General features: G+C 61.7%; 20 protein-coding genes. 13 read left to right on the plus strand and 7 right to left on the minus strand.

Annotated elements, in window-relative coordinates; translation table 11 throughout:
- The first annotated feature begins 9 nt into the window (after positions 1–9).
- Genes ACODR9_RS09185 through fabG form a run of 8 tightly spaced genes read left to right on the plus strand, consistent with a single transcriptional unit; the run spans position 10 to position 7,591 of the window.
- Entirely contained in the window at positions 10–579 is a 570-nt protein-coding gene (locus ACODR9_RS09185) for a LolA-related protein (RefSeq protein WP_488808954.1), read from the plus strand.
- The gene (locus ACODR9_RS09190; RefSeq protein WP_488808955.1) at positions 576–2,915 is read left to right on the plus strand and encodes an MMPL family transporter; all 2,340 of its coding nucleotides are present in this window, start codon (positions 576–578) and stop codon (positions 2,913–2,915) included. The genes ACODR9_RS09185 and ACODR9_RS09190 overlap by 4 nt, the downstream gene beginning before the upstream one ends.
- Positions 2,899–3,567: an alpha/beta fold hydrolase gene (locus ACODR9_RS09195; protein ID WP_488808956.1), complete on the plus strand. Its 669-nt coding sequence runs from the start codon at positions 2,899–2,901 to the stop codon at positions 3,565–3,567. The genes ACODR9_RS09190 and ACODR9_RS09195 overlap by 17 nt, the downstream gene beginning before the upstream one ends.
- Positions 3,564–4,394 carry a polysaccharide deacetylase family protein gene (locus ACODR9_RS09200; protein ID WP_488808958.1) on the plus strand — a complete coding sequence of 277 codons (831 nt, stop codon included), beginning with the start codon at positions 3,564–3,566 and terminating at the stop codon, positions 4,392–4,394. Before ACODR9_RS09195 ends, ACODR9_RS09200 begins: the two co-directional genes overlap by 4 nt.
- 32 nt (positions 4,395–4,426) lie before the next feature.
- Positions 4,427–5,620 carry a beta-ketoacyl-[acyl-carrier-protein] synthase family protein gene (locus ACODR9_RS09205; RefSeq protein WP_488808959.1) on the plus strand — a complete coding sequence of 398 codons (1,194 nt, stop codon included), beginning with the start codon at positions 4,427–4,429 and terminating at the stop codon, positions 5,618–5,620.
- On the plus strand, positions 5,617–6,411 hold the full coding sequence (locus ACODR9_RS09210) for a beta-ketoacyl synthase chain length factor (RefSeq protein WP_488808960.1): 795 nt from the start codon (positions 5,617–5,619) through the stop codon (positions 6,409–6,411). Before ACODR9_RS09205 ends, ACODR9_RS09210 begins: the two co-directional genes overlap by 4 nt.
- Entirely contained in the window at positions 6,408–6,863 is a 456-nt protein-coding gene (locus tag ACODR9_RS09215) for a hotdog family protein (RefSeq protein ID WP_488808961.1), read from the plus strand. The genes ACODR9_RS09210 and ACODR9_RS09215 overlap by 4 nt, the downstream gene beginning before the upstream one ends.
- A gap of 8 nt (positions 6,864–6,871) precedes the next feature.
- Positions 6,872–7,591 (plus strand): 3-oxoacyl-ACP reductase FabG, encoded by a 720-nt coding sequence (gene fabG, locus ACODR9_RS09220; protein WP_488808963.1) that lies wholly within the window; start codon positions 6,872–6,874, stop codon positions 7,589–7,591.
- A gap of 50 nt (positions 7,592–7,641) precedes the next feature.
- On the opposite strand, the gene ACODR9_RS09225 is transcribed toward fabG, so the two are convergent.
- Genes ACODR9_RS09225 through ACODR9_RS09235 form a run of 3 tightly spaced genes read right to left on the minus strand, consistent with a single transcriptional unit; the run spans position 7,642 to position 9,677 of the window.
- A complete protein-coding gene (locus tag ACODR9_RS09225) occupies positions 7,642–8,145 on the minus strand; it encodes a 3-hydroxyacyl-ACP dehydratase FabZ family protein (protein WP_488808964.1) in 504 nt (167 codons plus the stop codon).
- Positions 8,142–9,398 (minus strand): beta-ketoacyl-[acyl-carrier-protein] synthase family protein, encoded by a 1,257-nt coding sequence (locus ACODR9_RS09230; RefSeq protein WP_488808965.1) that lies wholly within the window; start codon positions 9,396–9,398, stop codon positions 8,142–8,144. Before ACODR9_RS09230 ends, ACODR9_RS09225 begins: the two co-directional genes overlap by 4 nt.
- A complete protein-coding gene (locus ACODR9_RS09235) occupies positions 9,399–9,677 on the minus strand; it encodes a phosphopantetheine-binding protein (RefSeq protein WP_488808966.1) in 279 nt (92 codons plus the stop codon).
- Positions 9,678–9,938: 261 nt separating this feature from the next.
- On the opposite strand from ACODR9_RS09235, the gene ACODR9_RS09240 reads away from it, so the two are divergent.
- The 3 genes from ACODR9_RS09240 to ACODR9_RS09250 all read left to right on the plus strand — a co-directional run bounded on the left by ACODR9_RS09240 (position 9,939) and on the right by ACODR9_RS09250 (position 12,548).
- Positions 9,939–10,694, plus strand: coding sequence for a lysophospholipid acyltransferase family protein (locus ACODR9_RS09240; protein ID WP_488808967.1), 756 nt, complete (start codon positions 9,939–9,941; stop codon positions 10,692–10,694).
- A gap of 116 nt (positions 10,695–10,810) precedes the next feature.
- On the plus strand, positions 10,811–11,572 hold the full coding sequence (locus ACODR9_RS09245) for a glycosyltransferase family 2 protein (RefSeq protein ID WP_488808968.1): 762 nt from the start codon (positions 10,811–10,813) through the stop codon (positions 11,570–11,572).
- Positions 11,573–11,657: 85 nt separating this feature from the next.
- Positions 11,658–12,548, plus strand: coding sequence for a class I SAM-dependent methyltransferase (locus ACODR9_RS09250; protein ID WP_488808969.1), 891 nt, complete (start codon positions 11,658–11,660; stop codon positions 12,546–12,548).
- On the opposite strand, the gene nfsB is transcribed toward ACODR9_RS09250, so the two are convergent.
- Both nfsB and ACODR9_RS09260 read right to left on the minus strand, forming a co-directional pair.
- Complete coding sequence (nfsB, locus tag ACODR9_RS09255) at positions 12,535–13,188, minus strand: oxygen-insensitive NAD(P)H nitroreductase (protein ID WP_488808970.1); 654 nt, start codon at positions 13,186–13,188, stop codon at positions 12,535–12,537. The genes ACODR9_RS09250 and nfsB overlap by 14 nt on opposite strands.
- A gap of 177 nt (positions 13,189–13,365) precedes the next feature.
- Complete coding sequence (locus tag ACODR9_RS09260) at positions 13,366–16,680, minus strand: EAL domain-containing protein (RefSeq protein WP_488808972.1); 3,315 nt, start codon at positions 16,678–16,680, stop codon at positions 13,366–13,368.
- A gap of 322 nt (positions 16,681–17,002) precedes the next feature.
- Here ACODR9_RS09260 and ACODR9_RS09265 point away from each other — a divergent pair, with 322 nt between their 5' ends.
- The gene (locus ACODR9_RS09265) at positions 17,003–18,025 is read left to right on the plus strand and encodes an adenosine deaminase (RefSeq protein WP_488808973.1); all 1,023 of its coding nucleotides are present in this window, start codon (positions 17,003–17,005) and stop codon (positions 18,023–18,025) included.
- 187 nt (positions 18,026–18,212) lie between these two features.
- Here the strand turns inward: ACODR9_RS09265 and ACODR9_RS09270 are convergent, their stop codons facing one another.
- A complete protein-coding gene (locus ACODR9_RS09270; RefSeq protein ID WP_488808974.1) occupies positions 18,213–19,247 on the minus strand; it encodes an NAD(P)H-dependent flavin oxidoreductase in 1,035 nt (344 codons plus the stop codon).
- 243 nt (positions 19,248–19,490) lie between these two features.
- On the opposite strand from ACODR9_RS09270, the gene ACODR9_RS09275 reads away from it, so the two are divergent.
- The gene (locus ACODR9_RS09275) at positions 19,491–22,634 is read left to right on the plus strand and encodes a putative bifunctional diguanylate cyclase/phosphodiesterase (protein WP_488808975.1); all 3,144 of its coding nucleotides are present in this window, start codon (positions 19,491–19,493) and stop codon (positions 22,632–22,634) included.
- A 15-nt stretch (positions 22,635–22,649) separates the two neighbouring features.
- On the opposite strand, the gene ACODR9_RS09280 is transcribed toward ACODR9_RS09275, so the two are convergent.
- Positions 22,650–25,856 carry a bifunctional diguanylate cyclase/phosphodiesterase gene (locus tag ACODR9_RS09280; RefSeq protein ID WP_488808976.1) on the minus strand — a complete coding sequence of 1,069 codons (3,207 nt, stop codon included), beginning with the start codon at positions 25,854–25,856 and terminating at the stop codon, positions 22,650–22,652.
- Positions 25,857–25,947: the final 91 nt, after the last annotated feature.

Genomic DNA, 25,947 nt, shown 5'->3' on the forward strand with positions numbered 1-25,947 from the left:
CACGTATCCATGTTGAGCAAGACCCTGGCCGGACTGGTTCTGCTGCTGGGCAGCACCGCACTGCAGGCCGCCGATTTTTCGCTGACTGACTTGATGCAGCAATTGGGACAGAAAAAGTCCGGCACGGCCACCTTTGTGGAAAAAAAATACATCGCCATGCTCAAGCAGCCGCTGGAGTCTTCTGGTGAACTGGCTTTCACCGCGCCGGACCGGCTGGAAAAGCGCACGCTCAAACCCAAGGCGGAAGCGGTGCTGCTGGAAGGCAACAAGCTGACGCTGGAGCGTAATGATGGCCGCAAGATGAGCGTCAATCTGTCGGACCGCCCGGAAGTGTCGGCCTTTGTCGAAAGCATTCGCGCCACCCTGTCCGGCGACCGCAGCGCGCTGGAGCGCTATTACACCCCGGCGCTGTCTGGCGGCAGCGAAGAATGGCAGCTCAAGCTGACCCCGCTGCAGCCGCGCATGCAAAAAGTGATCAGCCAGATCCGCATTGCCGGTGTTCGCGCCCAGGTGAAAACCATCGAATTCCTGCAAGCGGATGGTGACCGTTCGGAAATGACCATTACCAGCACCCGATGAAATCGAGACTTTTCAAACCGGCGTTGTTGATCTGGCTGGCGGCCATGCTGGCCTCGGTATTGGTCATCAGCCAGACCCGCTTTGTGGCCGACCTGTCCGCCTTCATGCCCAAGCTGCCCAGTGCGCGCCAGCAGATGCTGATCGATCAGCTGCGCGATGGTGCCATCGCCCGCATCGTGCTGGTGGGGATTGAAGGCGCGGATGAGGCCGAACGTGGCCGTCTGTCGCGTCTGCTGGTGGGCAAGCTGGCGCACAATCCACGCTTTACCTCGGTGCAGAATGGTGATCGCCAGGCCCAGCAGCGCGACCAGCAGTATTTCTTTGATAACCGCTATCTGCTTAGCCCTGCGGTAACGCCGCAGCGCTTCAGTGCCGCCGGTCTGCACGATGCCATCCAGGGCACGCTGGATGCCATATCCGGCGATGCCGGTTTGATCGTCAAAAAAATCCTGCCGCGCGATCCCACTGGCGAAACCCTGCAGATACTGGAACAGTTCATCGGTGAGAACCAGCCCAGCACCAGCGACGATATCTGGGTATCGCGTGATGGCAAGCGTGCGGTGCTGCTATTGCAACTGGGCGAATCCGGCCTGAATACCGACGCCCAGGCGGCCGCACTGGCCGACGTGAAACAGGCTTTTGCCAGCCTGCCTGGCCGCCATGCGGATACCCGGCTGGTGATGAGTGGCACCAGCGTCATTTCGGTGGCCTCGCGCAACATCATCCAGAGTGAGGTGGAGCGGCTGGCCGCGCGGGGTACCGTGCTGGTGGTGGCCTTGCTGCTGCTGGTGTACCGCTCGCTGCCGCTATTGTTGCTGGGGCTGATTCCGGTGGTGTCCGGCGCGCTGGTGGGTATTGCCAGCGTCAGCCTGGGTTTTGGTCATGTGCATGGCCTGACGCTGGGTTTTGGTACCACGCTGATTGGCGAGGCGGTGGATTACTCCATCTATTTATTTATCCAGCGTGCCGGTGGCGGTCATCCCGGCCATTTCTGGCGCACCATCCGGCTGGGCGTGCTGACCTCGGCCACCGGCTTTGCCGCGCTGATGTGTTCCAGCTTTCCCGGCCTGTCCCAGCTGGGCCTGTATTCCATTAGCGGCCTGCTGGCAGCGGCGCTGGTGACGCGCTATGTCTTGCCCGGCCTGATGCCGCAGCAACTGAATCTGCGCGATCTGTCCGGCCCCGGCCTGCTGCTGCAGAAGGTGCTGGACAGCCTTACCCGCCTGCGCTGGCTGCTGCTGGTGGCCATGCTGGCGGCGGTGGCGGTGCTGGCACTGCATCATCAGGATATCTGGAGCCGTCAGCTTAATGCGCTCAGTTCCACCTCGGCGGCACAAAACAAGCTGGATGCCGAACTACGGGGCGATCTGGGCGGTAACGACATGCGCTATGTGGCCAGCTTCAGCGCGCCGGATCAGGAAAGCGCCTTGCAATTGGCCGAGCGCACGCGTCGGGTATTGCAGCAACTGAGCCAGCAAAACGTGATTGGCGGCTTCCATACGCCGGACGAACTGCTGCCCAGCCTGGCCACCCAGCGTGCGCGGCAGGCAGCCTTGCCGCCAGCGGGCCAAACCGCCCCACGGCTGGCCCAGGCGCTACAGGGCCTGCCTCTGGATGCTGCCGCGCTGCAAGGCTTTGTCAGTGATGTGGAGCGTGCGCAGCAGCAAACATTGCTCAGCCGTGCCAGCCTGCATGGCAGTGCGGCCAGCGTGTTGCTGGATTCCATGCTGATCAAGCGGCCTGGCAGTTATCTGGTGCTGATGCCGCTGCGCCCGGCCAGTGGCGAAAACATCGCGCTGGACAAGGTGCGCGCGGCACTGGCTGCCCAGCAGCTGGGGCAGGTGACGGTGATTGATCTGCTGGAAGAAACCACGGCCATCTTTGATAGCTATACCCATGAAGCGCTGGTGTTTTCTTCGCTGGGTAGCCTGGCCATCCTGCTATTGCTGTGGCTGAGCTGCGGCTGGCTGCAGGCGGTGCGCGTCACCATTCCGCTGGGCTGTGCTGTCTTGTGCACGGTGGCGATTCTGGATGCCTGCGGTATCCAGCTGACCATCCTGCATCTGGTGGGCCTGCTGCTGGTGGTGGCCATCGGTTCCAATTACGCGTTGTTCTTTGCCAACAAGCAGCAATTGGGCAGCGAGGCCGAGCAGCGCCAGGTGGAAGTCTCGCTGGTGGTGGCCAATCTGGCCACGGTCACCAGCTTTGGCCTGCTGGGCAGTTCCAGCGTACCGGTGCTGTCCTTCATCGGCAGCACTGTGGCCATTGGCGCGCTGTTAGCGCTGGTATTTGCCGCCATGATGGCCAGGATGACGCCGCGTGCGCTGCCTCGCTGATGCCTTTCGGGCCGATGGCCGTGCCGACACGCTGCTGGTGCTGCTGCCGCCGGCCAAGGCCAGCCTGGAAGACCTGCAACAGCAGGGCATGGTGGCGGCAGTGCGCGCGCACGGTCTGGCGGTGGATATCGTGCTGGCCGATGTGGGCTATCAGCAGGTGATGGCCGGAACCGTGGCAGACTGCCTGCAGCAGATGGTGATTGCACCGGCGCGTGCGCAGGGTTACCGTGCCATCTGGCTGGCTGGCATCTCGCTGGGGGCTTTCAATGCCCTGCATTATGCCGCCGTGCATGCCGGGCTGCTGGCGGGTGTCTGTCTGCTGGCACCTTATCCCGGCACGGCAGATATCCTGCAGGAAATCCGCCTGGCCGGTGGGCCGCAGGCCTGGGCTGCCACCACGAGCAGCTTGCAGGATGAGCGCCGCTGGTGGCACTGGCTGGCCACGCAGGCAGACTGCCCGGTGTGGCTGGGGCTGGCGGCGCAAGATCGCTTTCGCGCGGGTCAGGACATGCTGGCCAGCCTGGTGCCGGCGCAGCAGGTGAACCAGGTTGAGGGAGGCCACAGCTGGCCGGTATGGCTGCAGCTGTGGCAACACTGGCTGGCGCATGGGCCGCTGGCCGCCGGACAAGGCCAGCAGGCGGAGGAGCAATGAAACCACCAAGGCTGTCGCCATTTCTCTGGCTGTGTGGCGTGTTGCATGTGCTGGCCTTGCTGGCGCTGCTCTACCGCCCGCATGACTGGCTGGCGCTGTTGTTGCTGCTGGTCTTGCTGCACGGCCTGATTGCCGTGGCCGGGCTGCTGCCGCGCTGTGCGCTGCTGGGGCCCAATCTTACCCGCCTGCCGGCAGCGGCCATCCGTCGTGGCGAGGTGGCCATCACCATTGATGATGGCCCGGATCCGGCGGTTACCCCGGCGGTGCTGGACATCCTGCGACAGTATCAGGTGAAGGCCACTTTCTTCTGTATCGGCGAGCGCGCGCTGCACTATCCGGAGCTGGTGCGTCAGGCGGCGCAAGAAGGCCATGCGGTGGAAAACCATGGCCAGCGGCACCGCAAGCACACCTCATTATTCGGGCTTTCGGGCTGGCGGCGCGAAGTGGGGGAGGGCCAGGCCACGCTGCAGCGCATTACCGGCCACACCCCGCTGTTTTTCCGGCCGATTGCCGGCTTGCGCAATCCCTTTCTCGAACCGGTATTGCAGCAGCAGGGGGTGTTTCTTGCGAGCTGGACGCGCCGTGGCTATGATACGCGCGTCCAGGACCCCGAGCAGGTCTACACCCGGCTGGTCCGTCATCTGGCGGCTGGCGATATACTGCTGCTGCACGATGGTAATGCCGCCCGCACCGCCGATGGCACGCCAGTGATTTTGAGCGTGCTGCCGCGCCTGCTGGAAGCGCTGTCCCGCCGCCAGTTACAGGCGGTGACGTTGTCGCAGGCCTGTCGGCCCGAGCAGGCCGCTGCCCGTGTGGCAGATGCCTGATTTTCCAATCCATGCTGATTTGTCCGCCGTCTATGCAAGCTCTCCGACTTAGCGCCTACACCCTCACCACCGCCTTGGGCCGTGGTGTGGAACCACATCTGGCCGCCTTGCGCTCACAGCGTGGCGGCATTGTCAAAAAACGCTGGGAAACGGTGGAGTTTGATATCTGCGTTGGCGAAGTTGCTGCGCTGGATAACGTCCACCTGCCCGCCGCCATGGCCGCTTACGATTGCCGCAACAACCGCCTGGCCCTGCTGGGGCTGGAGCAGGATGGCTTTGCCGCCCAGGTGCAGGCAGCCATTGGCGCGTATGGTGCCGACCGTGTCGGCGTGTTCATGGGCTCCAGTACCTCTGGCATTCTCAGCTCGGAAGTGGCTTATCGCCAGCGCGATCCGCACACTGGCGCGCTGCCGGCGGATTTGCACTACCGCGAAACCCACAATGGCTATTCGGTGGCGGACTTCGTGCGCAAGTACTTTGCCTTGTCCGGCCCGGCCATGGTGGTGTCCACCGCCTGTTCTTCCAGCGCCAAGGTTTTTGGCACCGCACAGCGCATGCTGGCAGCCGGGATGATTGACGCGGCGATTGTTGGCGGCGTGGATAGCCTGTGCCTGACCACCATTTACGGTTTTTCCTCGCTGCAACTGGTGTCGTCCGCGCCCTGTCGTCCGTTTGATGCGGCCCGCGATGGCATATCCATTGGCGAGGGTGCCGCCTATGTGCTGCTGGAGCGGGGTGATCTGGCCCGGCCCGGCGACATTATTCTCAGTGGCGTGGGCGAAAGCAGCGATGCCTACCACATGTCCTCGCCGCACCCGGAAGGGCGGGGCGCACAGGTGGCCATGGCGCAGGCCTTGCAAATGGCTGGCCTGCAGCCGGAGGACATCGGCTACATCAATCTGCATGGCACGGCCACCCCCAGTAATGATGCTGCCGAAGGGGCGGCAGTGCTGTCGCTGTTTGGCAAGGACACACCGTGCAGCTCCACCAAGGGCCACACCGGCCATACCCTGGGTGCTGCCGGTGGCATCGAGGCCATTTTCAGTGCACTGGCACTGCGTGAAGGCTTGTTGCCCGGCGGTGTTGGTACCTGCCAAACCGACCCCGCCGTGCCGTGCAACTACCTGTTGCATAGCGTGGAGCAGCCCTTGCAGCATGTGCTGAGCAACTCTTTCGGCTTTGGTGGCAGCAATTGCAGTCTGGTTTTTTCGCGGGTGGATGCATGAGTACAGCAATGATTTATCTGGATGGTTTGAGCGTGCTGGGGCCTGGCCTGCCAGACTGGAGCACGGCAGCCGCCTGCCTGCGCGGTGAGCAGCCCTTTGTTGCCGCCGATGTCGCCCTGCCTGCGGTGCTGGCGCTGCCTGCCACCGAGCGTCGCCGTGTTGGCAGCGCGGTGAAACTGGCCATGGCTACCGGCTTTGCCGCCGTGGCGGATGCCGCTGCCGATGCCGCCCAGCTCGCCAATATCTTCAGCTCCACCGGGGGGGATTGCGACAACTGTCATAACCTGCTGGAAGTACTGGCATCGGACGAGCGGCTGATTTCTCCCACCCGCTTTCACAACTCAGTCCACAACGCACCGGCGGGCTACTGGGGCATTGCCACGGGCTGTACCGCAGCGTCCACGAGCCTGTGCGCCTATGACGCCACCTTTGCCGCCGCGCTGATCGAAACCGCCACCCAGGTACAGTTTACCGGCCAGGCTGCGGTGCTGATTGCCTTTGATACCGCCTACCCGGAGCCGCTGTACCGCCAGCGTCCCATTCCCTACCCGATGGGGGTGGGCATGGTGCTCCGCCCGCAGCGTACTGCAGCCAGCAAAGCCGCCTTGCAGATTGCTTTTACCGGTGAGCCGGCGCAGGTGATGCAGGATGCCGGGCTGGAACAGCTGCGCCAGACCATTCCTGCGGCACGCAGCCTGCCGCTGCTGCAGTTGCTGGCCAGCGGCCAGCCCGGACGCGTGGTGCTGGAATATCTGGATCACTGCCAGCTGGCGGTGACGGTGAGCGCATGATGGACCATCAGGCCATTGCCGCGCGCATTCCCCATCAGGGCAGCATGTGCCTGCTGGATACCGTGCTGCGCTGGGATCAAGAGGAAATCCTGTGCCAGACCGGCAGCCACCTGCTGGCGGATAATCCGCTGCGGGCGGCGGGGCGTCTGGGCGTGGCTAATGCGATTGAATATGCCGCCCAGGCCATGGCGGTGCATGGTGCGCTGCTGGCTGGCGATGCCGCTCCGGCGGCGGCCGGTTATTTGGCCAGCGTGCGTGAAACCCGCTGGTATTGCCAGCGGCTGGATGAGACCGACACCCCGTTGCTGGTGCATGCCTTGCGTCTGTCCGGCAATGACATCACCGCCATGTACCGCTTTGCGCTGCATGCCGGCGAACGCCTGCTGGCCAGTGGCCGGCTGGGCGTGGTGCTGAATGCTACCGCGCTGCTTCCTGCATCCCCCTCTTGCTGAAGGTTTTTATGAAACGCGCTCTGATTACCGGTGGCAGTGGTGCCATCGGCACCGCCATCAGCCAACGGCTGGCGGCGGATGGTTTTCACGTCATCATCCACGCCAATAGCAATCTGGCCGCCGCGCAGGCGCTAAGCCAGCAACTGGCGGCACAGGGCTTCAGCGCCGAGGCCGTGCAGTTTGACGTTGCCGATGCCGCCGCCAGCGCGGTTGCACTGGACAATATCCTGGAGCAAGGCCCGGTGCAGGTCTTGGTGAACAATGCCGGTATTCACGACGATGCCGTTTTTCCGGGCATGCAAGCGGCGCAATGGCATCGGGTGATTGATGTCTCCCTGCACGGTTTTTTCAATGTCACCCAGCCGTTGACCATGCCGATGATTCGCACCCGCTGGGGGCGCATCATCAATATCACTTCGGTGGCGGCGCTGGCGGGCAATCGGGGCCAGACCAACTATGCGGCGGCCAAGAGCGCCCTGCATGGTGCCACCAAGTCGCTGGCGCTGGAGCTGGCCAGCCGTGGCATTACCGTGAATGCGGTGGCACCGGGCATCATCGCCTCGGACATGAGCAAGGATGTGTTCGACAAGGACATGGTGGCACAGATGGTGCCGATGAAGCGGGTGGGGCAGCCGGAGGAGGTGGCCAGCCTGGTGGCGTTTCTGGCATCGGAACAGGCGGCTTATATTACCGGCCAGGTGATTTCCATCAACGGCGGCATGCTGTAATAACCAGCCGGATGCAGCGCGGCTGGCTTTACCGTTTGGCGTCTGGCTGTTTACGCCGTCGCTACCGCGCTACTGCTGAGCAACTGGGTGCGTGGGGCATAGGCCAGTGCAATTTCCAGCTTGGCCACTTCAACGGCCTCCACCTTCACCACGGCGCTTACCTGCACCAGCAAGGGCGCAACCTGACGGCACTGGATGAAAAATTCCACCGCTGACTCGGGCAGCACCGGCTGCTTAAACCAGCAATTGCGCACGGCAGCCAGTACCCCAATCGAATCTTCCGGCAGGGTTTTTACATATGGGTCGCCAGCCAGCAGGCCGGCCCCGGCAAACTGCGCCATCGATTCGATCAGCATGACTCCGGGGACAATGGGCAGGCCGGGGAAATGGCCCTGGATGATGGCATTGTCCTGCGGCCAGCGCGCGGTGCCGTGAAACTGGTGCGGCCCCTCGATACACAGGGTTTCACACACAAAAATGGCACCACGGTGCGGCAGCAGTGCCGCCATGTCGGCACGCTGTAACAGCATGGGGTAGTGGTAGGGCTGGCTCATGCCGGGTATCGCTTTGCCACCAGTGAGACATTGCTGCCGCCAAAGGCAAAAGAATTGGACATGATGGCCTGCACATCGCAGCCATGACGTGCCGTCAGCGGGATGAAGTCCAGCTCGCAGCGCGGGTCAGGTACTTCCAGCGTGGCGGTGGGTGGCAAGGAGCCGCTGTTCATCGCCATCACCGCCAGGGCGAATTCCAGAATGCCGCTGGCCCCGATCAGATGGCCGTGCATGGACTTGGTGGAGCTGATGGCAAGCTGGCTTTCGTCCCTGCCGCCAAACACGGTGCGGATGGATTCGGTTTCCACCACATCGCCGGTTTCCGTGGCCGTGCCGTGGGCATTCAGGTACTGGATTTCAGCAGCTTGCAGCCCGGCATCGTCCAGGGCCTGCTGCATGGCATACACCTGTTCGGTACTGGAGGGGGCTGTCAGATGTGCGGCATCGCTGCTGCAGCCATAACCGCACAATTCGCCCAGCGCGGCTTGCTGGCGGGCTTCTGCCCGGGCGGCGCTTTCCAGCACGATGGCCGCGCCACCTTCACCCAGCACGAATCCGCTGCGGTCCTGCGAGAAAGGCCGGCAGCTGCGCGCCGGGATGGTTTCCTGTGGTTTGGCCATCACGCGCAAGGCATTCCACGCCAGCATGGAGCCGGAGGTGAGCATGGCCTCGCAACCGACCACCACGGCAGCATCCAGATAGCCGTCGCGAATGGCGCGGAAGGCTTCACCAATGGCCACGGCAGAGGATGCGCAGGCCACGGAGTAGGTGTTGCTGGGGCCCTTGAAGCCGTAGTGCATGGAAATGGCGGCGGCGGCTGCATTGGCCATCATGCGCGGTACCGACAGCGGGTGCACCATGACCGGGTTACGCTTGCCGTCGCTGTTTACTGCATTCTGAAAACGCTGGTACAGGGCGTCCAGGGTGTGGGCACCGCCAAAACCGATGCCGACAAATACCCCGATGCGGCGGGCATCAGCGGGCGGTACGGCCAGGCCGGCCTGCGCAATGGCCTCGGCTGCTGCGACCAGGGCAAATTGGCTGGCGCGATCGAGGCCGGCATATTTGCTGTCCAGCATGGACTGCGGTTCGCCTGCGGCAGGGGCCAGCAGTATATTGGGCAGCCATTTGGCAATGTCAGCCGGAGCGGGGCTGATGGCGCAATGTCCGGCCAGCGCCTGGGCGAAGCTGGTGGGCAAATCACTCCCCAGCGGGCTGATGGCCCCCATGCCGGTAATCAGTACCTTGGCCAATTATTTGTCCGCCTCAAGTCGCAGGTCTGGCAGCTCGCCGCCATTGTGTTCCCGAATGGCGGCCTCAATGTCGGCCAGCATGTCGCGGAAGCTCATTTTCGGGTAGCGGGTGGGATCGGGCAGCTGGAAACCGCAGCGGTCTTCAATTTCAAACAGCATTTCCACCATATCCAGTGAATCCAGGCCCAATTCTGCCACCTGCAGGGCAGGGTTGCTAAACAGGGCCGGGTCTTTGCTTTTGGTATTGATCAGATAGTTTTTGATGATTTCTTCTAGCATATGCTTTCAATCCCGAGCGTTGCAGGCACCAAAATGGCGAGATTATATAGTAAAATCATTACCCCGGTTTGACTTGACTCCTTCAGTGTGCAAGCGCCTTTCAAGGCTGTTTTGATGCGGTTTCATATTGGAATGCCTGTCGGAAATCAATGCGGGCCGGTGCTTGCGCCGTGATAGATTTCCGCGTGGACATTCTGTATCAGGCCCCTGATTTGCCCGTCCTGTAATTCAAGCCCTGTCATTTGAAGGTAAAGTGGAATAATGCCGTACCGCTGTTTACGCCTGGGCCAGATCATCCTGTTCTACCTGATGCTGTTGTGGCTGGGCTCCATGCTGTTGCTGGGCAATATTGCCGTGCTGCCCTTGTTGCTGGCACCGCGCCGCCTGCGTGAGCCGCTGGTGCAATTGGCCATCAGCCGGATTTGCCGCTGTTTTCTGGCCGGTGCGGTTGCCTGCCGGCTGATGCAGCTGGATTTGCGCCAGCTGGATCAACTGAATGGCCGTCGCCAGATGCTGCTGATTGCCAACCATCCCAGCATGATCGATGCATTTCTGGTGTTTTCCCGTGTGCCGCATGTGGTATGCCTGATGAAAGCCAGCATCAGCTCCAACCTGTTTCTGGGTGCCGGGGCCTACCTGGCCGGTTTTGTGTCCAACCGTCATCCCGAACATATGTTCCGTGCCGCCATCCAGGCTGTGCGTCAGGGGCGGGTGTTGATGATCTTTCCGGAAGGTACCCGCACTACGCGCCAGCCGGTGAATGATATTGGCGGTTCGGTGGCGCTGATTGCCAAGAAGGCGGCTGCGCCATTGCAGACAATTCTCATTACAACCAATTCGCCCTATTTGAGTAAGGGATGGAAAATATGGCGTCCGCCGCAGTTTCCTCTGATATATCGGGCTATTCCGGGACAGCAATTCGAGGCGTCTTCCTGTCGAGATGAAACGGCTTGCCGCATTCAGCAGTATTTTGAATCCAGCCTGCAGCAATCAATTGATCCCGCATTGCATTTGTAATGATTTTCCGGCCTGGGCACCAATGGTTGACCGTGCGGCTTGCCATCGGCTAATGTCCTGCCGGATTAACCCTATATGACTTGTCCCCCAGGGCAGGCACTGTCTGCTGATTTGCCATGACGATAGCTTCTTCCACCCATGTGGTGCTGATTCCCAGTTATAACCCCGGCCCCAAGGTATATGACACGGTGCGCGCTGCGCGACAGCAGTGGTCTCCGGTATGGGTGATCGTGGACGGTAGTGACGATGGCTCGGCAGAAGGCTTGCAGCAGATGGCTGCCGCTGACGCGGGCCTGCAGGTATTTGTGCTGCCACAAAACAGTGGCAAGGGGGCTGCCGTACTGCACGGGCTGGATCAAGCCAGCCGGTTGGGTTTTACCCATGTGCTATGCATGGATTCGGATGGCCAGCATCCGTCCTCGCAGATTCCCGCCTTCATGGCTGCCTCGCAGCAACAGCCTCAAGCCATGGTGCTGGGTTTGCCGGTATTCGATGCCAGCGCACCCAGCCTGCGGGTAAAGGGGCGCAAGATTTCCAACTGGTGGGCCAATCTGGAAACGCTGTGGATGGGCATTGGCGATTCGCTGTTCGGCTTTCGGGTGTATCCGGTGGAACCACTACGCCGCATCATGCAGCGCCAGCACTGGATGCGGCGCTTCGACTTCGATCCCGAAGCCGTGGTGCGGCTGTGCTGGGCTGGCGTACCGCCGCTGAATGTGCCGTCGCCGGTGAAGTATTTCCAGGCTGACGAGGGCGGTGTATCGCATTTCAATTACTGGCGCGACAACCGTCTGCTTACCTGGATGCATATCCGGCTGATGTTCGGCTTTGCCCTGCGCCTGCCGCTGCTGCTGTGGCGAAAGCTGCGCCATGGCTGATGCTGGCATGCTGACTGCCGGTCTGAAAATGCATGCGCGGAAAATGGATGGTCCGGGCGTGGATTGCAGGAAACCGGACTGAGCCATGTCCGCATCCCTGATGATGACCCACCTGCTGCTGGAGCAGCTGCGGCGCAATCCCTTGCCGCGCATCCCTGAGCCCGACGCGGTGATGGCGGATGCCGGACAGGTCTCTGCCTTCATGGACAGTGGCCGTCGCGATGGCGTACTGCATTACATCTACCTGTTTCATGCCCTGATGTCCTTGCCGCAAATCCGGCCCGGCGATGTGGTGCTGGACCTGGCCTGCGGCCCTGCCAACCAGCTGCTGCAGATAGCCCGTCTGCACCCGGATTGTCGCTTTGTCGGCCTGGATGCCTCACCCGCCATGCTGCAACTGGCTGCAGACAACCTGCGTGCTGCCGGGGTGGGCAATGTCAGTTTGCAACAGGGGGATATGACCGTGCTGGCTGGGGTTGCCGACCGTACGGTGGACGTGGTGCTGTGTACCATGTCGCTGCATCACCTGCCTGATGTCAGCGCGCTGCAGCAAACACTGCTTCAGGTGCGGCGCATTCTGCGGCCCGATGGCGGGGTGTATCTGGCAGATTTTGGCCGGCTCAAGCGCCGGGCCACCCAGCATTACTTTGCCCATGACCGCCGCGAGATGCAGTCGGTACAGTTTACCGCCGACTTTCTTCACTCGATGCAGGCGGCCTTTAGCCTGGCGGAGCTGCAGCAGGCGGCGCGTGCCCTGGGCATGGTGCTGGACAGCTACCACACCGCGCTGGCGCCCTTCATGGTGGTGTTGCGCGGGCCGGCGCGGCGTGAAATCGATGCTGGTGTGCGGCAGCGTGCGCTGGCTGCTTACCGCCAGCTGGGCCGGGGCGAGCAGCGCGACCTGCACAATCTGCTGCGCTGGTTCCGCCCCGGCGGCTTAAGCTTGCCAGCTGGTTTGCTGCTTACAGACGGGTGATGACGCTGTCGGCCGGCAGGCGCGATTTGGGCAGCTTGGCGTTGAAGTCGCTGTCACTGCGATAACCCAGTGCCACGATGACCGCGCTGGTATAGCCCATGGCGCGCAGGCCCAGCTCTTCATCCAGCACTTTCTGGTCGAAACCTTCAATCGGGCAGGCATCAATCTGCATGGCGGCTGCGCCCAGCAGCAGCGTGCCTACCGCCAGGTAAACCTGCTTTTCCATCCAGTGATGCGCGTCGCGCAATTCAAAACGATGCATGTTGACGAAGTGCGAGCGGCCACGATGCTGCCCGGCGCGTGCTTCTTCATTGGCAAAGCGCCCATCTGCCGCTTCCTGTTCCAGCAGCTGTTGCAAATGGCTGTCATCAATGCTGGCGCGGCTGCAGAACACCACCACGTGCGAGGCATTCAGCACCTTGGCTTCATTGAAGGCATAGGCGGCACTGGTTGCCTTGGCCACGCGGGCCTTGCCTTCGGCGCTGCCGGCAATGAAGAAATGCCAGGGCTGGGAGTTGGTGGACGACGGGCTGAAGCGCAGCAGGGTTTCAATCTGCGCTACCTGATCGGCACTCAGCTGGCGGTTGGCGTCGAAAGCCTTGGTGGTGTAACGGGTCTGGACCAGATCGGCAATATTCATGGCGGTTTCCTTGGTAGTCTGCAATGGAATGCCGCTCATTATTACCGAAGGCTTGTTGCGGTATAAGGGTGGCAGCCCAAAAGCAGTTTCTGTTTTATTTTGAAAATGCAGCCATATTTATGCGTATTCTCGCCCGAAGTTGGTAAATGTGGCTTGATCTGGACTGCAGACTGGCGCTCAGTCCTCCAGCAACATCTGTTTTACCAGCCAGTCGGTCAGCTGCTGGCTGGCTGCGGCATGGTCGGCCTGCTGATGGCAGGCGGCGTGCCATTGCAGGGCATTGGCGCTGGCGGCGGGCTGGCGCAGCAAAAAGTGCTGTAGCGGGCAATGTTCCAGTGCCTGTTTGCGGTGCGTCTGTGAGGATTGGGTATACAGCCAGTGTTGCGCCAGTGCGCCCAGATAACTGGTGATGACGCCGTCAGCCGGTGGCAGCTGGAACTGCTGCTGCCAGCGGATGAAATCCTGTTGCGCCATGGGGCGGGCCAGGCTGTAGCCCTGGCCCAGGGTTGCGCCCAGGATGCAGGCGGCTTCCTGCATGCCACGATCTTCCAGGCCTTCCACCACCACCTGGTGCTCCAGATCCTGCCCCAGCTGCAGGATGGCGCGGATCAGGGCCAGGCTGGTCAGCGGTGTCTTGCGCAGGTTCAAGGTCAGGCTCTGGTCGATCTTGATGGTGTCAAACGGTAGCGTGCTCAGCCGTTGCAGGCTGCTATAGCCCGAACCCAGATCGTCCATCGCCAGCTTGATGCCGGTACGGCGCAAGCGTTCGATGGCACGGTCCTGGGCTTGCGGCGCGATGTCTTCGGTTTCCAGCAACTCCAGGCTGAGCCGGTGGGGCGCCACGCCGTGGCGGACCAGTGCATCAGCCACCCATTGTGGACAGTCTTCGTCCTGCAGCGTGCTGGGGGCGATATTCAGCGAAATGTCGATCTGCAGGCCATGCTGGTCCAGTTCGGCCAGCTGGCTCAGTGCCTTGTCCAGGCCAAGCCGGAACAGGTGGTCCAGGTCGGCATTGCCCAGCAGGGGCAGGAAGACGCCGGGGCTGATGATCTGGCCATCGGCCTGTAGCAGGCGTGCCAGCGCTTCCACCCTGACTACCTTGCCGCTCTTGAGATCGACCAGCGGTTGCAAATACATGGTGAGGCCGCCGGTGAACAAGCGTTCGCGCAGGGCAATGGCCAGGTTTTGCTGGATGGCGGCGGCCGGTTTGGTACTGGCTGCCAGCATCAGCTCCCAGCGGTGCTGCTGCCCTTGGGCAAACTGCTGCATGCTGGCTGATTCGAACTGATTGGGGTAGGCACCAAACAGGCTGATGACCGCCACGGCCAGCCCTTCCTGATTGCGTACCGGGATGCTCATGGTGGCGCGGATCTGCACGGCACCGGCTTGCTGATGCCAGGTTGCGTAGCGCTGGTCCTGGCCGTAGGACGCGCTGCTGCAGATGCGCCCGCTACGCCAGGCCACGGCAGTCAGGCCTTGGCCGCGCGCGGAGGTGGGATCGACCACCGCTTCGGAGCCGGGCAGTTGCAGACGGTTGGCCACCCGTTCGCCCATTGGGCCACGGCTGTTTTCCGGTACGAATATGCCGTTGGACATCAGTCGCATCAGCAGTACCGCCTGGATGCCGGGCAGTTTGCCCAGTTGTTCCAGCTCGCTGCTGACGGCATCGGCCCACAGCGTGCCATGTTGGGGCATGGGCAGGGATACGCTTTCCAGATACTGGCTTTGCACTTGTGCGCCAGCCTCCAGCTGGGCATGCAGCTGATCCTGCAGGCGTCTGTCTACGATCTCCAGCAGGCGGTAGCGCTGGCGGATGGGCAGCAGGGCCAGGTTAAGCTGCTCGCTAAAGGTGCGGCGGAACAATTCCACGCTCTGTACCAGCATCACCGGTGTGACACCAACCAGGCTGTGGGTGTAGCCCAACTGGTGGCTGTCCCGGCTGATTTGCTCGGCCTGCATGTCCGGCGACAGGATTTGCAGCAGGAACTGGCGGTGCTGGTGTTTCAGCCCTTCCTGTTCTGCCTGGCCCAGGCTGGCCAGAATGGTCAGCTCTGCCCGTTCCGGATGCTCCTGACCGTAAAAGCGCTGGATATAGGTGTCGGTTGCCGTCTGGATCAGTCGGCCTGATTTGCGCAGCAAGCGGCTTGCTTCGTCTCCGTACACCTCGAAATGGCTGCTTTCTTCTTGTGGGTAGCCGGCTTCTTCAGACACCATGCGCCACCAGCGCCGACGGCCTGATTTGTGCTGCTTGGCCTGGTACATGGCGGCATCGGCCTGGCGCATCAGTGCATCCGGTTCTATCCCATTGTGTGGAAACAGTGATAGTCCCACGGTCATGCCGACTTCTGCTTCGATGCCATTACCCAGCCGGAACGGCGACTCCACTGCCTGGTGCAGGCGCTTGAGCGCGGCTTCCAGTTGTGGCAGGGCGTTTTCTTCCGGCAGGTCTTCCATCACCACCACAAACTCATCGCCACCCAGCCGGGCGACAAAATCGGTCTTGCGCAGCAGGCATTGCAGCCGCTGTGCCAGTTCCTGCAGCAACAGGTCGCCAGCCTGGTGTCCCCAGGTATCGTTAACCGGCTTGAAGTCGTCCAGATCGATCATGCACACCGCCACCAGCTTATTCCGGCGCTGGGCGCGCGCCAGCGCAGCGGCCAGATGGCTGGTGAGCGAAAAGCGGTTGGGCAGGCTGGTCAGCCAGTCGTGATGCGCGGCGTTGATGATCAGCGCTTCGCTATTCTTGCGTTCGGTAATGTCCTGACTGGTGCCGATGGCGCGTAGGGCAATGCCCTGTTGATTGCGGCTTACCACCTTGCCGGTGCAGCGTATCCACAGCCAGGCTCCCACCGCGTTGCGGTAGCGGAATTCTTCCTGAAAGCGTGCCTGCTTGCCGCTGAGCACCGCCATGCAGGCCTGGTAGACGCGCTGGTAATCATCCGGATGCAGGGCGGCCAGCATGCTGGTGGCCCGGACTTTCTGGGCCATGGCGGGATAGCCCAGCATGCGCGCCCAGCGTGCGTCCACGCTGGCGCTATCTTGCAGGATGTCCATATCCCACAACGACAGCTGCGAGGCATCCAGTGCCAGCGACAATTGCTCGTTGGCCTGTTGCAGCGCCAGTTCGGTCGTCTTGCGGTCGGCAATGTCGGTGTAGGACAGCACATAGCCTTCGGTTTTTCCCGTGGCATCACACAGGACGCTGCAGTGCAGCATGGCGCTGATGCTGCGCCCGTCGCGGGCAATGCGGCGCACTTCGCCCTGGAAGGGGCGGTCAGGCGCGATGTCGTTGGCGATGCCCCGATGACAGACACCATCGATGGCATCCGGCGGAATGATCAGCTTGATGGGCTGCCCCAGTAACGCGTGCAAGGGGTAAGCAAACAGATCGCAAAAGGCTGGATTGGCATAGGCGATGCAACTCTCGGCATCGAGAATGGCAAAGGCTTGTGACGTCTGCTGCAGAGCCTGCTGGAAGTTGGGCACGTTCATGATGAGTTCCTGCCGCCGCGCGCATGGCTTGTGGCTGAAGGCAAGTTTCTGTGGCGGCCTCTGGCCTGGTTCTGGGGGCTGCCTGCTGATTTTACCCCAAACCAGGAGGGCTCCAGCGTGCATTCGGCAGCAAAGCTGCGCTAGCGCAGTGGATTTTTGTCCGCACGCAAGACAGCGCGGCACACTTTGCTGCCATCTTGTCGGTTAATGACGGCAAACGGGGCTTCTGCCCATGCCCGGCAATGGTTATCATGCTGCTTTTGCTCGATATGAAGCGACAGGCCCTGCCTGCCGTCTGACCGGGCTCCCGTCAGGAACTACCATGAGTCAAGCCCATGCGGCGCTGATTGCCGCCTTGCCCAAAGCCGAACTGCATCTGCATATTGAAGGAAGCCTGGAGCCGGAAATGATGTTCCGCTTGGCCGAGCGCAACGGCATCAGCCTGCCCTATCCTACGGTGGAGGCGGTACGTGCCGCTTACGCTTTCGATAATCTGCAATCGTTCCTCGACCTCTACTACGCCGGTGCCGGTGTCTTGCAGACCGAGCAGGACTTTTACGACCTGACCTGGGCCTACCTGCTGCGCTGTCGTGACGACAATGTAGTGCACACCGAAATTTTCTTCGATCCGCAAACCCATACCGAGCGCGGCATCGCCTTTGGCACGGCATACCAGGGTATTCGCCGGGCGCTGGATGCGGCGCGCACCCAACTGGGCATCAGCTCGCGGCTGATCATGTCCTTTTTGCGCCACCTGAGCGAAGAAGACGGCTTTGCCGTGCTGGAGCAGGCGCGTCCTTATCTGAGCGGGATTGACGGCTTCGGTCTGGATTCCAGTGAAGTGGGCCATCCGCCGGCCAAATTTGCCCGCCTGTTTGCTGCCTGTCATGCCCTGGGCCTGCCCTGCGTGGCGCATGCCGGTGAAGAAGGCCCGCCGGCCTATGTATGGGAAGCGCTGGATCTGCTCCAGGTATGCCGTATCGACCACGGTGTGCGGGCGCTGGAAGACTCCGCCCTGGTAGCACGGCTGGTAGCCAGCCGCATGCCGCTGACGGTATGCCCGTATTCCAATATCAAACTGCGGGTGTTCGATCAGTTGAAGGATCACAACCTGCGCCAACTGCTGCAGGCGGGCTTGTGCGCCACGGTGAACTCGGATGACCCGGCCTATTTTGGCGGTTATGTGCAGGAAAACTATCTGGGCTGTGCCAGGGAACTGGGCTTGAGCAAGGCCGAGATCGTCCAGCTATGCCAGAACGGCTTTGAAGCCAGTTGGCTGGCACCGGAGGAAAAGGCGCACTGGCTGGCAGAGTGCACGCGCATTGCCGCCGGTTTTGCGGACTGAAACCGATTGGATCCCAGCCATACGCCATGGCGTTGGAGAGTGCAACAGCATAAAAAGCCCCGGATGACGGGGCTTTTTGCTATTTCATGTTCACGCATGCATGAGTCGGGATTCCGGCGCAGGGCACAACACAAGGCGAGCAAGCCTTGGCCTGTGTGTTGCCGGGGTTTGCCACGTTTTGCAGTGGCTATGCCTGCCCAGCCAGCCAGCGGGTTTGTTCTGCAGCAGAAACCGCACGGCAGCCGCTGGCATTCTGGCCGCACCACAGTGGGCTGAAATCATCGCGGCCCTGTGCTTCCGCCGCCGCGCGCAAGGGGGCGAGTGCGGCCGATGCCAGCGGGAAGGCGGGCGCTGCCGGATTGCGCGGCCCCAGTTCACATATCAGCCGGTTGACGATGCCGCGTGCCGCTCTGCCGCTGTACAGCGTGGTGAGGGCGGTATGTGCCGCCTGTGGCCCGGTCAGTGCCGCCCGGTGCAGTGGGCTGGTATCGGCTTCATCACACAGCAGATAGGCGGTTCCCACTTGTACCCCGGCCGCGCCCAAGCGCATGGCGGCGGCAATCCCGGCGGCATCGGCAATACCACCGGCGGCAATTACCGGCAGTTTTACTGCGGCCACCACTTGCGGCAGCAGGGCAAAGCTGCCTAGTTGGGTATCCAGATCAAGATCAAGAAACATGCCGCGATGTCCACCGGCTTCCAGTCCCTGGGCAATGATGGCATCGGTCCCGTTGGCGGCCAGCCAGCGCGCCTCGGCCACGGTGGTGGCAGAGGACAGCACCTTGCAACCTGCGGCCTTGACCTGCTGCAGCAGGGCGGGGGCGGGCAGGCCGAAGTGGAAGCTGACTACAGCCGGGCGATAGTGGCTGACCAGATCGGCCATTTCCTGATTGAAAGGCAGGCGTTGTGCGCCACCCGTCGTGGTGGTGGCAATGCCTTCCTGCTGGTAATAGGGTTGCAGCAGGGCCTGCCAGCCAGCAAGGCGGGCAGGATCGTCTGCTGGCGGCTGATGGCAGAAGAAGTTGAGGTTGTAGGGCTTTTTGCCCAGCACTTGCAGCGCCTGCAACTCGGCTTGCAACTGCGCACCGGACAGCATGGCGGCGGGTAGTGATCCCAGTGCGCCGGCCTCGCTCACGGCAATGGCGAGTCGGCTACCCTGCACGCCAGCCATCGGGGCCTGAATGATGGGGAAGGGGATGTCCAGCCATTGCGTCAGCGTCATGTCCTGTCCTGGTGATGTTGGCGGTGAAGCAGCAGCATAGGCCAGTTTCCGCTGGCTGAACATGCTGATGTCACAGCCGGTCGGAGTGGCCGTATTGTGTAGTGCTGACGCTACCTTTGCTTATTTTGATCATGACATTGTCTGATTCCATCTGTGAAAACACTGTTTTTGCGCCATAATCAGCCAGTCTGCCCGTCCCGCTGGCCATCAGGGCAAATACGATAATAAAGGGCTGTTAAAGCCATGCTGACCATCAAGAGCAAACTGCTGCTGCTCTCCCGTTACTACTGGCTGATCCTGCTGGTTTTCATTGCCGTTGTTGTCAGCTTCGTGTTTTATGTCCGGGCTGAGAAGGCGATTGACCGGGCCAACGAGGCCCGGCATGCCTCCATTTTGCTGGCTGGCGAATTGCGCCAGTCCAGTGATGATCTCACTCGCATGGCGCGCACCTATGTGGTGACGGGTAATCCGCTTTATCAGCAGCATTACCGCGAAATCCTGGCCATTCGCGATGGCAATGCCCCCCGTCCGGTTGATTACCAGAGCAGCTACTGGGACCTGGTATTGGGCGACGATCGCCGCCCGCAGGGTTCTGCCCCGGCTGCCCCCTTGCTGCAGCGCATGCGTGATGCCGGTTTCACACTGGCCGAGATGAACATGCTGGCCAGCGCCAAGGCCAATTCCGATACCCTGACCAGTACCGAGTGGGCGGCCATGCGGCTGGTGGCTGCCAACCCGCCTTTGGGCTCGCCGCTACGGCAGCAAGCCATCCTGATGTTGCACGATGCGGCTTATCACCGTGCCAAGGCTGGCATCATGCGGCCGATTGCCGTCTTCAATCACATGTCCGAGCAGCGCACGATACAGGCGGTACGCGATGCCGAGCGTTATGCCCTGCAACTGCGCTATCTGTTCATTGCCCTGGTCCTGTTGCTGATTCCGCTGTTGTGGGACTTGCGGCGCAATCTGCACGGCATTCTCGGCGCCTCGTTGGGCGAGCTGCACGCCAGCCTTGCGCGGCTGGGCAGTGGTGATTTTTCGCCTCCGGCCTCTTTGTCGGCCATCACCGGCAACAGCATCATGGGCTGGCTGGCCGAAACCTGGCGCAAGCTGCAACGGCTGGATGAAGAACGCCAGCTGGCGGATGCGCGCAATCAGCGCCTGACCGGGCTTTACAATGCCCTGAGCCAGTGCAACCAGGCCATTGTCCGCAGCCGGGACGAGCGCGAGCTATTCGAGCAGATCTGCCAGGCCGCCGTTATCCATGGTGGCATGAAGATGGTGTGGGTCGGGCTGCTGGACGAGGATGGCACGCATATCCGGCCACTGTGTGCGTTTGGCAACGGCACCGAATACCTGACCGACCTGCGGCTGGCCACCGACGAGGACAATCCGCTCAGCCATGGTCCTACCGGGCGGGCCGTGCTGACCGGCATGGTGCAGTGGTGCCAGGACTTCCGCCACGATCCCACCACCGCGCCCTGGCATGCCCGCGCCGAACAATATGGCTGGGGTTCCTCGGCTTCACTGCCCTTGCAGCGCGAGGGGCGCATTATCGGCGCGCTGACCTTGTACAGTGCGGAGGCCCATGCTTTCGATTTGGCCGCGCGCAAGCTGATCGAAGAAATGGTGATGGACGTGGATTATGCGCTGGACAGCTTCCAGCGCGAGCAAGCCCGCCAGCAAGCCACCTCGGCCTTGCAGCAAAGTGAACAGCGCCTGCGCACCATCATTGAAACCGAACCGGAATGCATCAAGGTGGTGGGCCGGGAGGGGCAGTTGCTGGAGATGAACCATGCCGGCATGAACATGCTGGAAGTTGACAATCTGCAGCAGGTGCAGCACCTGGGCTTGCTGCACTTTATCTGCCCGGAATACCACGCGGCCTTTAAACAGCTGCACCGGGACGTCATGAATGGCCAGAGCCGGACCCTGGAATTTGAAATCATCGGCCTGCATGGCAACCGACGCTGGCTGGAAACCCATGCAGCCCCGATGCGGGCGGAGGATGGCAACATCAGCATGCAGCTGGCCATCACCCGCGACATCACCCAGCGCAAGCTGAACGAGCAGCACATCCGCTACCTGGCCCATTACGATGTGCTGACCGGCCTGCCCAATCGCGTGATGCTGGAAGAACAAAGCCAGCAGGCATTGCAGCAGGTTGCCAGCAAGCAGGCATCCCTGGCGCTGATGTTTCTCGATCTGGATCACTTCAAGGACATCAACGACTCGCTGGGCCACAGCGTGGGCGATGCCTTGCTGGTGCAACTGGCGGCACGGCTGCGTGTGGTGATGCCCGAAGGCGCGCTGATATCCCGGCTGGGTGGGGATGAGTTCATCCTGCTGCTGCCTGATGCCGGTGCCGCAGAGGCCGAACAGCTGGCGGGCAAGCTGCTGGAAGACATTGCCCGTCCCTGCCGGGTGGACCCTTACGATCTGAACGTGTCGGCCTCCATCGGTATTGCACTTTATCCCGACGATGGCCAGGACCTGGAAACCCTGTCGCGCCGTGCCGATGCCGCCATGTATCTGGCCAAGAAGGCGGGCCGCAGCTGCTACCGGTTCTACACTGCAGCCATTCAGGAAAAGGCCACGCGCCACCTGTTGCTGGTGAATGCACTGCGCATGGCTCTGGAGCAGCAGCAATTCAGCATTCACTACCAGCCGCAGCTGTCTATGGCGGATGGCCACCTGGTTGGTGCCGAGGCGCTGCTGCGCTGGACCCACCCCGAACTGGGCAGCATTTCGCCAGGCGAATTCATTCCGGTTGCAGAGGACTGCGGGCTGATCCTGCCATTGGGAGAGTGGGTATTGCGCCAGGCGGTACGCCAGGCAAGGCAGTGGCGTGATCAGGGGCTGGAGCTGGTGATGGCGGTCAATCTGTCGGCAGTGCAATTCCGTCAGGCCGACCTGCCGGCGCAAGTGGCGCGCATTTTGCAAGAAGAAGGCTTGCCGGCCAGTTGCCTGGAACTGGAGCTGACCGAAGGGGTGGCCATGTACGACCCGCAGCAAGCAATTGCCGTGATGAATGCCCTGTATGAACAGGGGGTGCGCATGTCGATTGACGACTTTGGCACCGGGTATTCTTCGCTCAACCTGCTCAAGCAGTTCCGGGTTTACAAGCTGAAAATCGACCAGTCCTTTGTCCGCGATATCGTTACCGATCCGGAAGACCGCGCCCTGGTGGCTGCCATCATTCACATGGCAGACAGCCTGGGCCTGCTTAGCATTGCCGAAGGGGTGGAGACCACAGAACAGCTGGAACTGCTGCGTGCCCATGGCTGCAACGAACTGCAAGGCTATCTGTTCAGCCGTCCGCTGCCCGCTGCCGAATTCAGCCGTTATGCGCGCTTACACCAGGCTCCCGAGTCGGCCACCGGCTGAGCACTACCGCAGGGCTCAGCCATCGGTCGCACTGGCCTGGGCCGCATAAGGCTGGGTTTGTGACAGCCAGCCAGGCAGCTGATTAGCCGGCATTGCCTTGCTGAACAGGTAGCCCTGCACGGCCAGACAACCTTGCGCCACCATGAAGTCGTACTGACCGCTGGTTTCCACGCCTTCGGCAATAACCGCCAGGCCCAGGCTTTGTCCCAGGGCGATCACCGCCTTGCAAATGGCGGCATCATTGCTGTTCTCCAGTACATCCCGGACAAAGCTGCGGTCTATCTTTACCTGGTCCAGCGGCAGTTGCTTGAGGTAGGACAGCGATGAGTAGCCGGTGCCAAAGTCGTCCAGGGCAAAGCTGATGCCCAGCGCACGCAGGCTATTCATTTTGCAGGCCGCGTCGTCCAGCTTCATCAGCAGCAGGCTTTCGGTGATTTCCAGTTTCAGCAATGCCGGGTTGGCACCGCTTTCCCGCAACAAACGGCTGACCCGGGCAACAAAGTCGGTCTGGTGGAACTGGCGCGCGCTGACATTCACGGCAATGCTCAACGCTGCGGTAACCGGGTCTTTCGCCCACTCGGCCAGCTGGATACAGGCTTGTTGCAGCACCCAGTGGTCGATGGCAAGAATCAGGTTGCTCTGTTCTGCCAGTGCAATAAACGCCCCCGGCAGCATCAGCCCGTGTTGCGGGCTATGCCAGCGAAGCAGGGCCTCCACGCTGCGGCAGGGCTGCCCATGGTGGATTTGCGGCTGGTAGTACAGACTGAGTTCGCCTTGCTCCAAGGCCTGGTGCAGCTCGGCTTCCAGCCGGGTGCGGGCGTTGATTTCTGCCTGCATCACCGGATCAAAAAAGCGCAGGGTATTCCGCCCGGCCGACTTGGCCTGGTACATCGCCAGATCAGCCTGCTTGAGAATATCCTCGCTACTGCCGTTTTCGTCGGCAAACAGGGCAATGCCCAGGCTGGAGCTGCCACGATAGTCGTGGCCGTGCAGTTGGTAGGGCTGGTGCAGGGTGGCCAGAATCTTGCGGCCTACGGTTTCTGCCTCACGCATGGCCTGATCGCGCTGTGTGCTCAGGTTTTCCAGCATCACGATGAACTCATCCCCGCCCAGCCGGGCGACGGTGTCGCCGGTGCGCAGGCAGCGCAGCAGGCGGCTGGCCACTTCCTGCAGCAGGATGTCGCCGATATCGTGGCCCATGGTGTCGTTCAGCGATTTGAAATTGTCCAGGTCCAGGAACAGCAGCGCACCGTATTCCTGTTGGCGGTGGGCGGCATCCAGCGCATGTTGCAGCCGGTCTTGCAGCAGGCGGCGGTTGGGCAGGTGGGTGAGGGCATCGTAGAAGGCCAGGGTCTGGATTTCATCGGCAGCGGCCTTGCGCTCGGTTATATCCTGGAAAATGGCCACGTAATGGCTGGTTTGCCCGGCGCTGTCCCTGACTGCGGTGATGGTGAGCCATTCCGGAAATACTTCGCCGCTCTGGCGTGCATTCCAGATTTCTCCCTGCCAGGCGCCCTTGTCCTGCAGGGACTGCCACAATTGCTGGTAAAAGGCGGCGGGATGGCGGTGTGAACTGAGTACGGCAGGCGTCTTGCCCACCACATCCGCGCTGTTATAGCCAGTAATCTGGCAGAAGGAGGGGTTGACCCGCAGGATGATGCCGTTGGGGTCGGTCACCATGATGCCTTCCTGAGTGAGGAAGGTGGTGGCGGCAATGCGCAGCTCTGCCTCCATGCGCTTGTGGCGACTGATATCGGCGATAAAACCGTACCACAGCACATCGTGATCATCCTGTTCCGGCATGGCATCCACCAGCAGCCACTTGATCTGGCCGTCTGGCAGGCAGATGCGATATTCGGTGCGCCATTGGGTCAGCGTGGCCGCTGAGTGTTGCAGGGCATCAAAAAAGCTGTCGCGGTCCTCGGGGTGAACCAGTTCGCGGATGGCGTCGGCACTGTGGCTGGCTGCTTCAGGCCGAATGCCGTAAAGGTCGTAAAACGCTTCGCTGGCAAAGGGAAAGCAACCGTGGCCATCGGCAAACAGCCGGTACTGAAACACCACGCCGGGAATCTGCGACACAATCTTGCGCAGCAACTGGTTGGCGGCATGTTCGGCTGCTTTGTCTTCTTCGCGCTGAATGCGCTCCAGCAGACCGTTGAAAGAAGCCGCCAGCAGGCCGACTTCATCGGCCCGGCTTACCGGCAAGGCTTGTCTGGGCAATTCGCCCTCACCCATGCGCGTTAGCAACTGGGTGGCTTCGCTAAGCGGCAGTAATTCACGGTGCAGCCACCACCAGCTCAGGCCGCCAGCCAGCAAGCTTAGCAGTACGGCCAGGCCAAACAGCTGGCGCTGCAGAGTACGAATGGGGGCAAAGGCTTCTTCTGCCGGTAGTACCGACTGCATCAGCCAGCCGGTGGATTTGATGTGTACGCTGGAGGACAGCTCCAGCACCCCGCGCGAACTCATGGCCACACCAGAGCCTTCTTCGCCATTGAGATAACGGTCGTATACCGGGTTGACGCCCGGCGGCGGGCCGGCGGTGAGCAGGCGCGGCTTGTCCGAGGACATGATGTAGCGGCGGCTTTGCGGTGCCGTGATGAAGAAACTGCCGGTGGCACCGTATTTGGCCGAACTGATGTCATCCAGGAAATTGGGCTGTGCCAGATTGGTCACGCCCATGATCATGCCCACGATTTCGCCTTTGGCATCGCGCAGCGGTTCCAGCATGGAAATCACCGGCTTGCCGGTGTGCTGGCCTTGCATGGGTTCGGTGATATAGCGTCCGCCGTGTTGCATGGCCAGCCGGAAAAACGCGCTGTTGGCATAGGATTGGCCTGTGCGATTCAGGCTTTCCGGGATACTGGCTTGCGCCATGCCGTTTTTGTCCAGTACCACGACGCCCCAGTTGAACATCAACTGCAAAATGGGGCGGCGCAGCAGTTCGGGCTGAATGGCTGCGGTGGTTAGCGGTTTGTTCTTGAACTGATTGGTGAGCGACTGCAGCGCCAGTACGCGCTCTCGGACCGAGCGGTCTACTTCACGTGCGGCCAGTGACACCGTGGAAAACTGCTGGGCGGAGATGGTTGCTTCCATCTGCTGGCGCAGGCTGTGGCTGATCAGCAAGGTGGCCAGCCACAGGGTGACCACCAGTGCCAGCAACATGCCGAGCGTAATGCGAGTGCGCAGGGAACTCCTGCCATGTGGGGGAAGTTGCGTGCTCATGGTTCCGGTTGCTGCTTGCGGGTGATGCTTGTTGTCAGCATAGCGGAGGCCATGCGCGCTGTGTGTCCTCTTGTCAGACAAAACCGACAAA

The organism is Aquitalea sp. FG25 (assembly GCF_057809375.1).

Bases quoted from the DNA above. Each gene is read 5' to 3' on its own strand.
- ACODR9_RS09260 (WP_488808972.1), bottom strand. From the start codon at position 16,680: ATGAACGTGCCCAACTTCCAGCAGGCTCTGCAGCAGACGTCACAAGCC.
- nfsB (WP_488808970.1), bottom strand. From the start codon at position 13,188: ATGAATATTGCCGATCTGGTCCAGACCCGTTACACCACCAAGGCTTTC.
- ACODR9_RS09270 (WP_488808974.1), bottom strand. From the start codon at position 19,247: ATGACGCTGACGCAATGGCTGGACATCCCCTTCCCCATCATTCAGGCC.
- ACODR9_RS09225 (WP_488808964.1), bottom strand. From the start codon at position 8,145: ATGAGCCAGCCCTACCACTACCCCATGCTGTTACAGCGTGCCGACATG.
- ACODR9_RS09265 (WP_488808973.1), top strand. From the start codon at position 17,003: ATGAGTCAAGCCCATGCGGCGCTGATTGCCGCCTTGCCCAAAGCCGAA.
- ACODR9_RS09240 (WP_488808967.1), top strand. From the start codon at position 9,939: ATGCCGTACCGCTGTTTACGCCTGGGCCAGATCATCCTGTTCTACCTG.
- ACODR9_RS09235 (WP_488808966.1), bottom strand. From the start codon at position 9,677: ATGCTAGAAGAAATCATCAAAAACTATCTGATCAATACCAAAAGCAAA.
- ACODR9_RS09250 (WP_488808969.1), top strand. From the start codon at position 11,658: ATGTCCGCATCCCTGATGATGACCCACCTGCTGCTGGAGCAGCTGCGG.
- ACODR9_RS09210 (WP_488808960.1), top strand. From the start codon at position 5,617: ATGAGTACAGCAATGATTTATCTGGATGGTTTGAGCGTGCTGGGGCCT.
- ACODR9_RS09245 (WP_488808968.1), top strand. From the start codon at position 10,811: ATGACGATAGCTTCTTCCACCCATGTGGTGCTGATTCCCAGTTATAAC.
- ACODR9_RS09205 (WP_488808959.1), top strand. From the start codon at position 4,427: ATGCAAGCTCTCCGACTTAGCGCCTACACCCTCACCACCGCCTTGGGC.
- ACODR9_RS09190 (WP_488808955.1), top strand. From the start codon at position 576: ATGAAATCGAGACTTTTCAAACCGGCGTTGTTGATCTGGCTGGCGGCC.
- ACODR9_RS09200 (WP_488808958.1), top strand. From the start codon at position 3,564: ATGAAACCACCAAGGCTGTCGCCATTTCTCTGGCTGTGTGGCGTGTTG.
- fabG (WP_488808963.1), top strand. From the start codon at position 6,872: ATGAAACGCGCTCTGATTACCGGTGGCAGTGGTGCCATCGGCACCGCC.
- ACODR9_RS09215 (WP_488808961.1), top strand. From the start codon at position 6,408: ATGATGGACCATCAGGCCATTGCCGCGCGCATTCCCCATCAGGGCAGC.
- ACODR9_RS09185 (WP_488808954.1), top strand. From the start codon at position 10: ATGTTGAGCAAGACCCTGGCCGGACTGGTTCTGCTGCTGGGCAGCACC.
- ACODR9_RS09280 (WP_488808976.1), bottom strand. From the start codon at position 25,856: ATGAGCACGCAACTTCCCCCACATGGCAGGAGTTCCCTGCGCACTCGC.
- ACODR9_RS09275 (WP_488808975.1), top strand. From the start codon at position 19,491: ATGCTGACCATCAAGAGCAAACTGCTGCTGCTCTCCCGTTACTACTGG.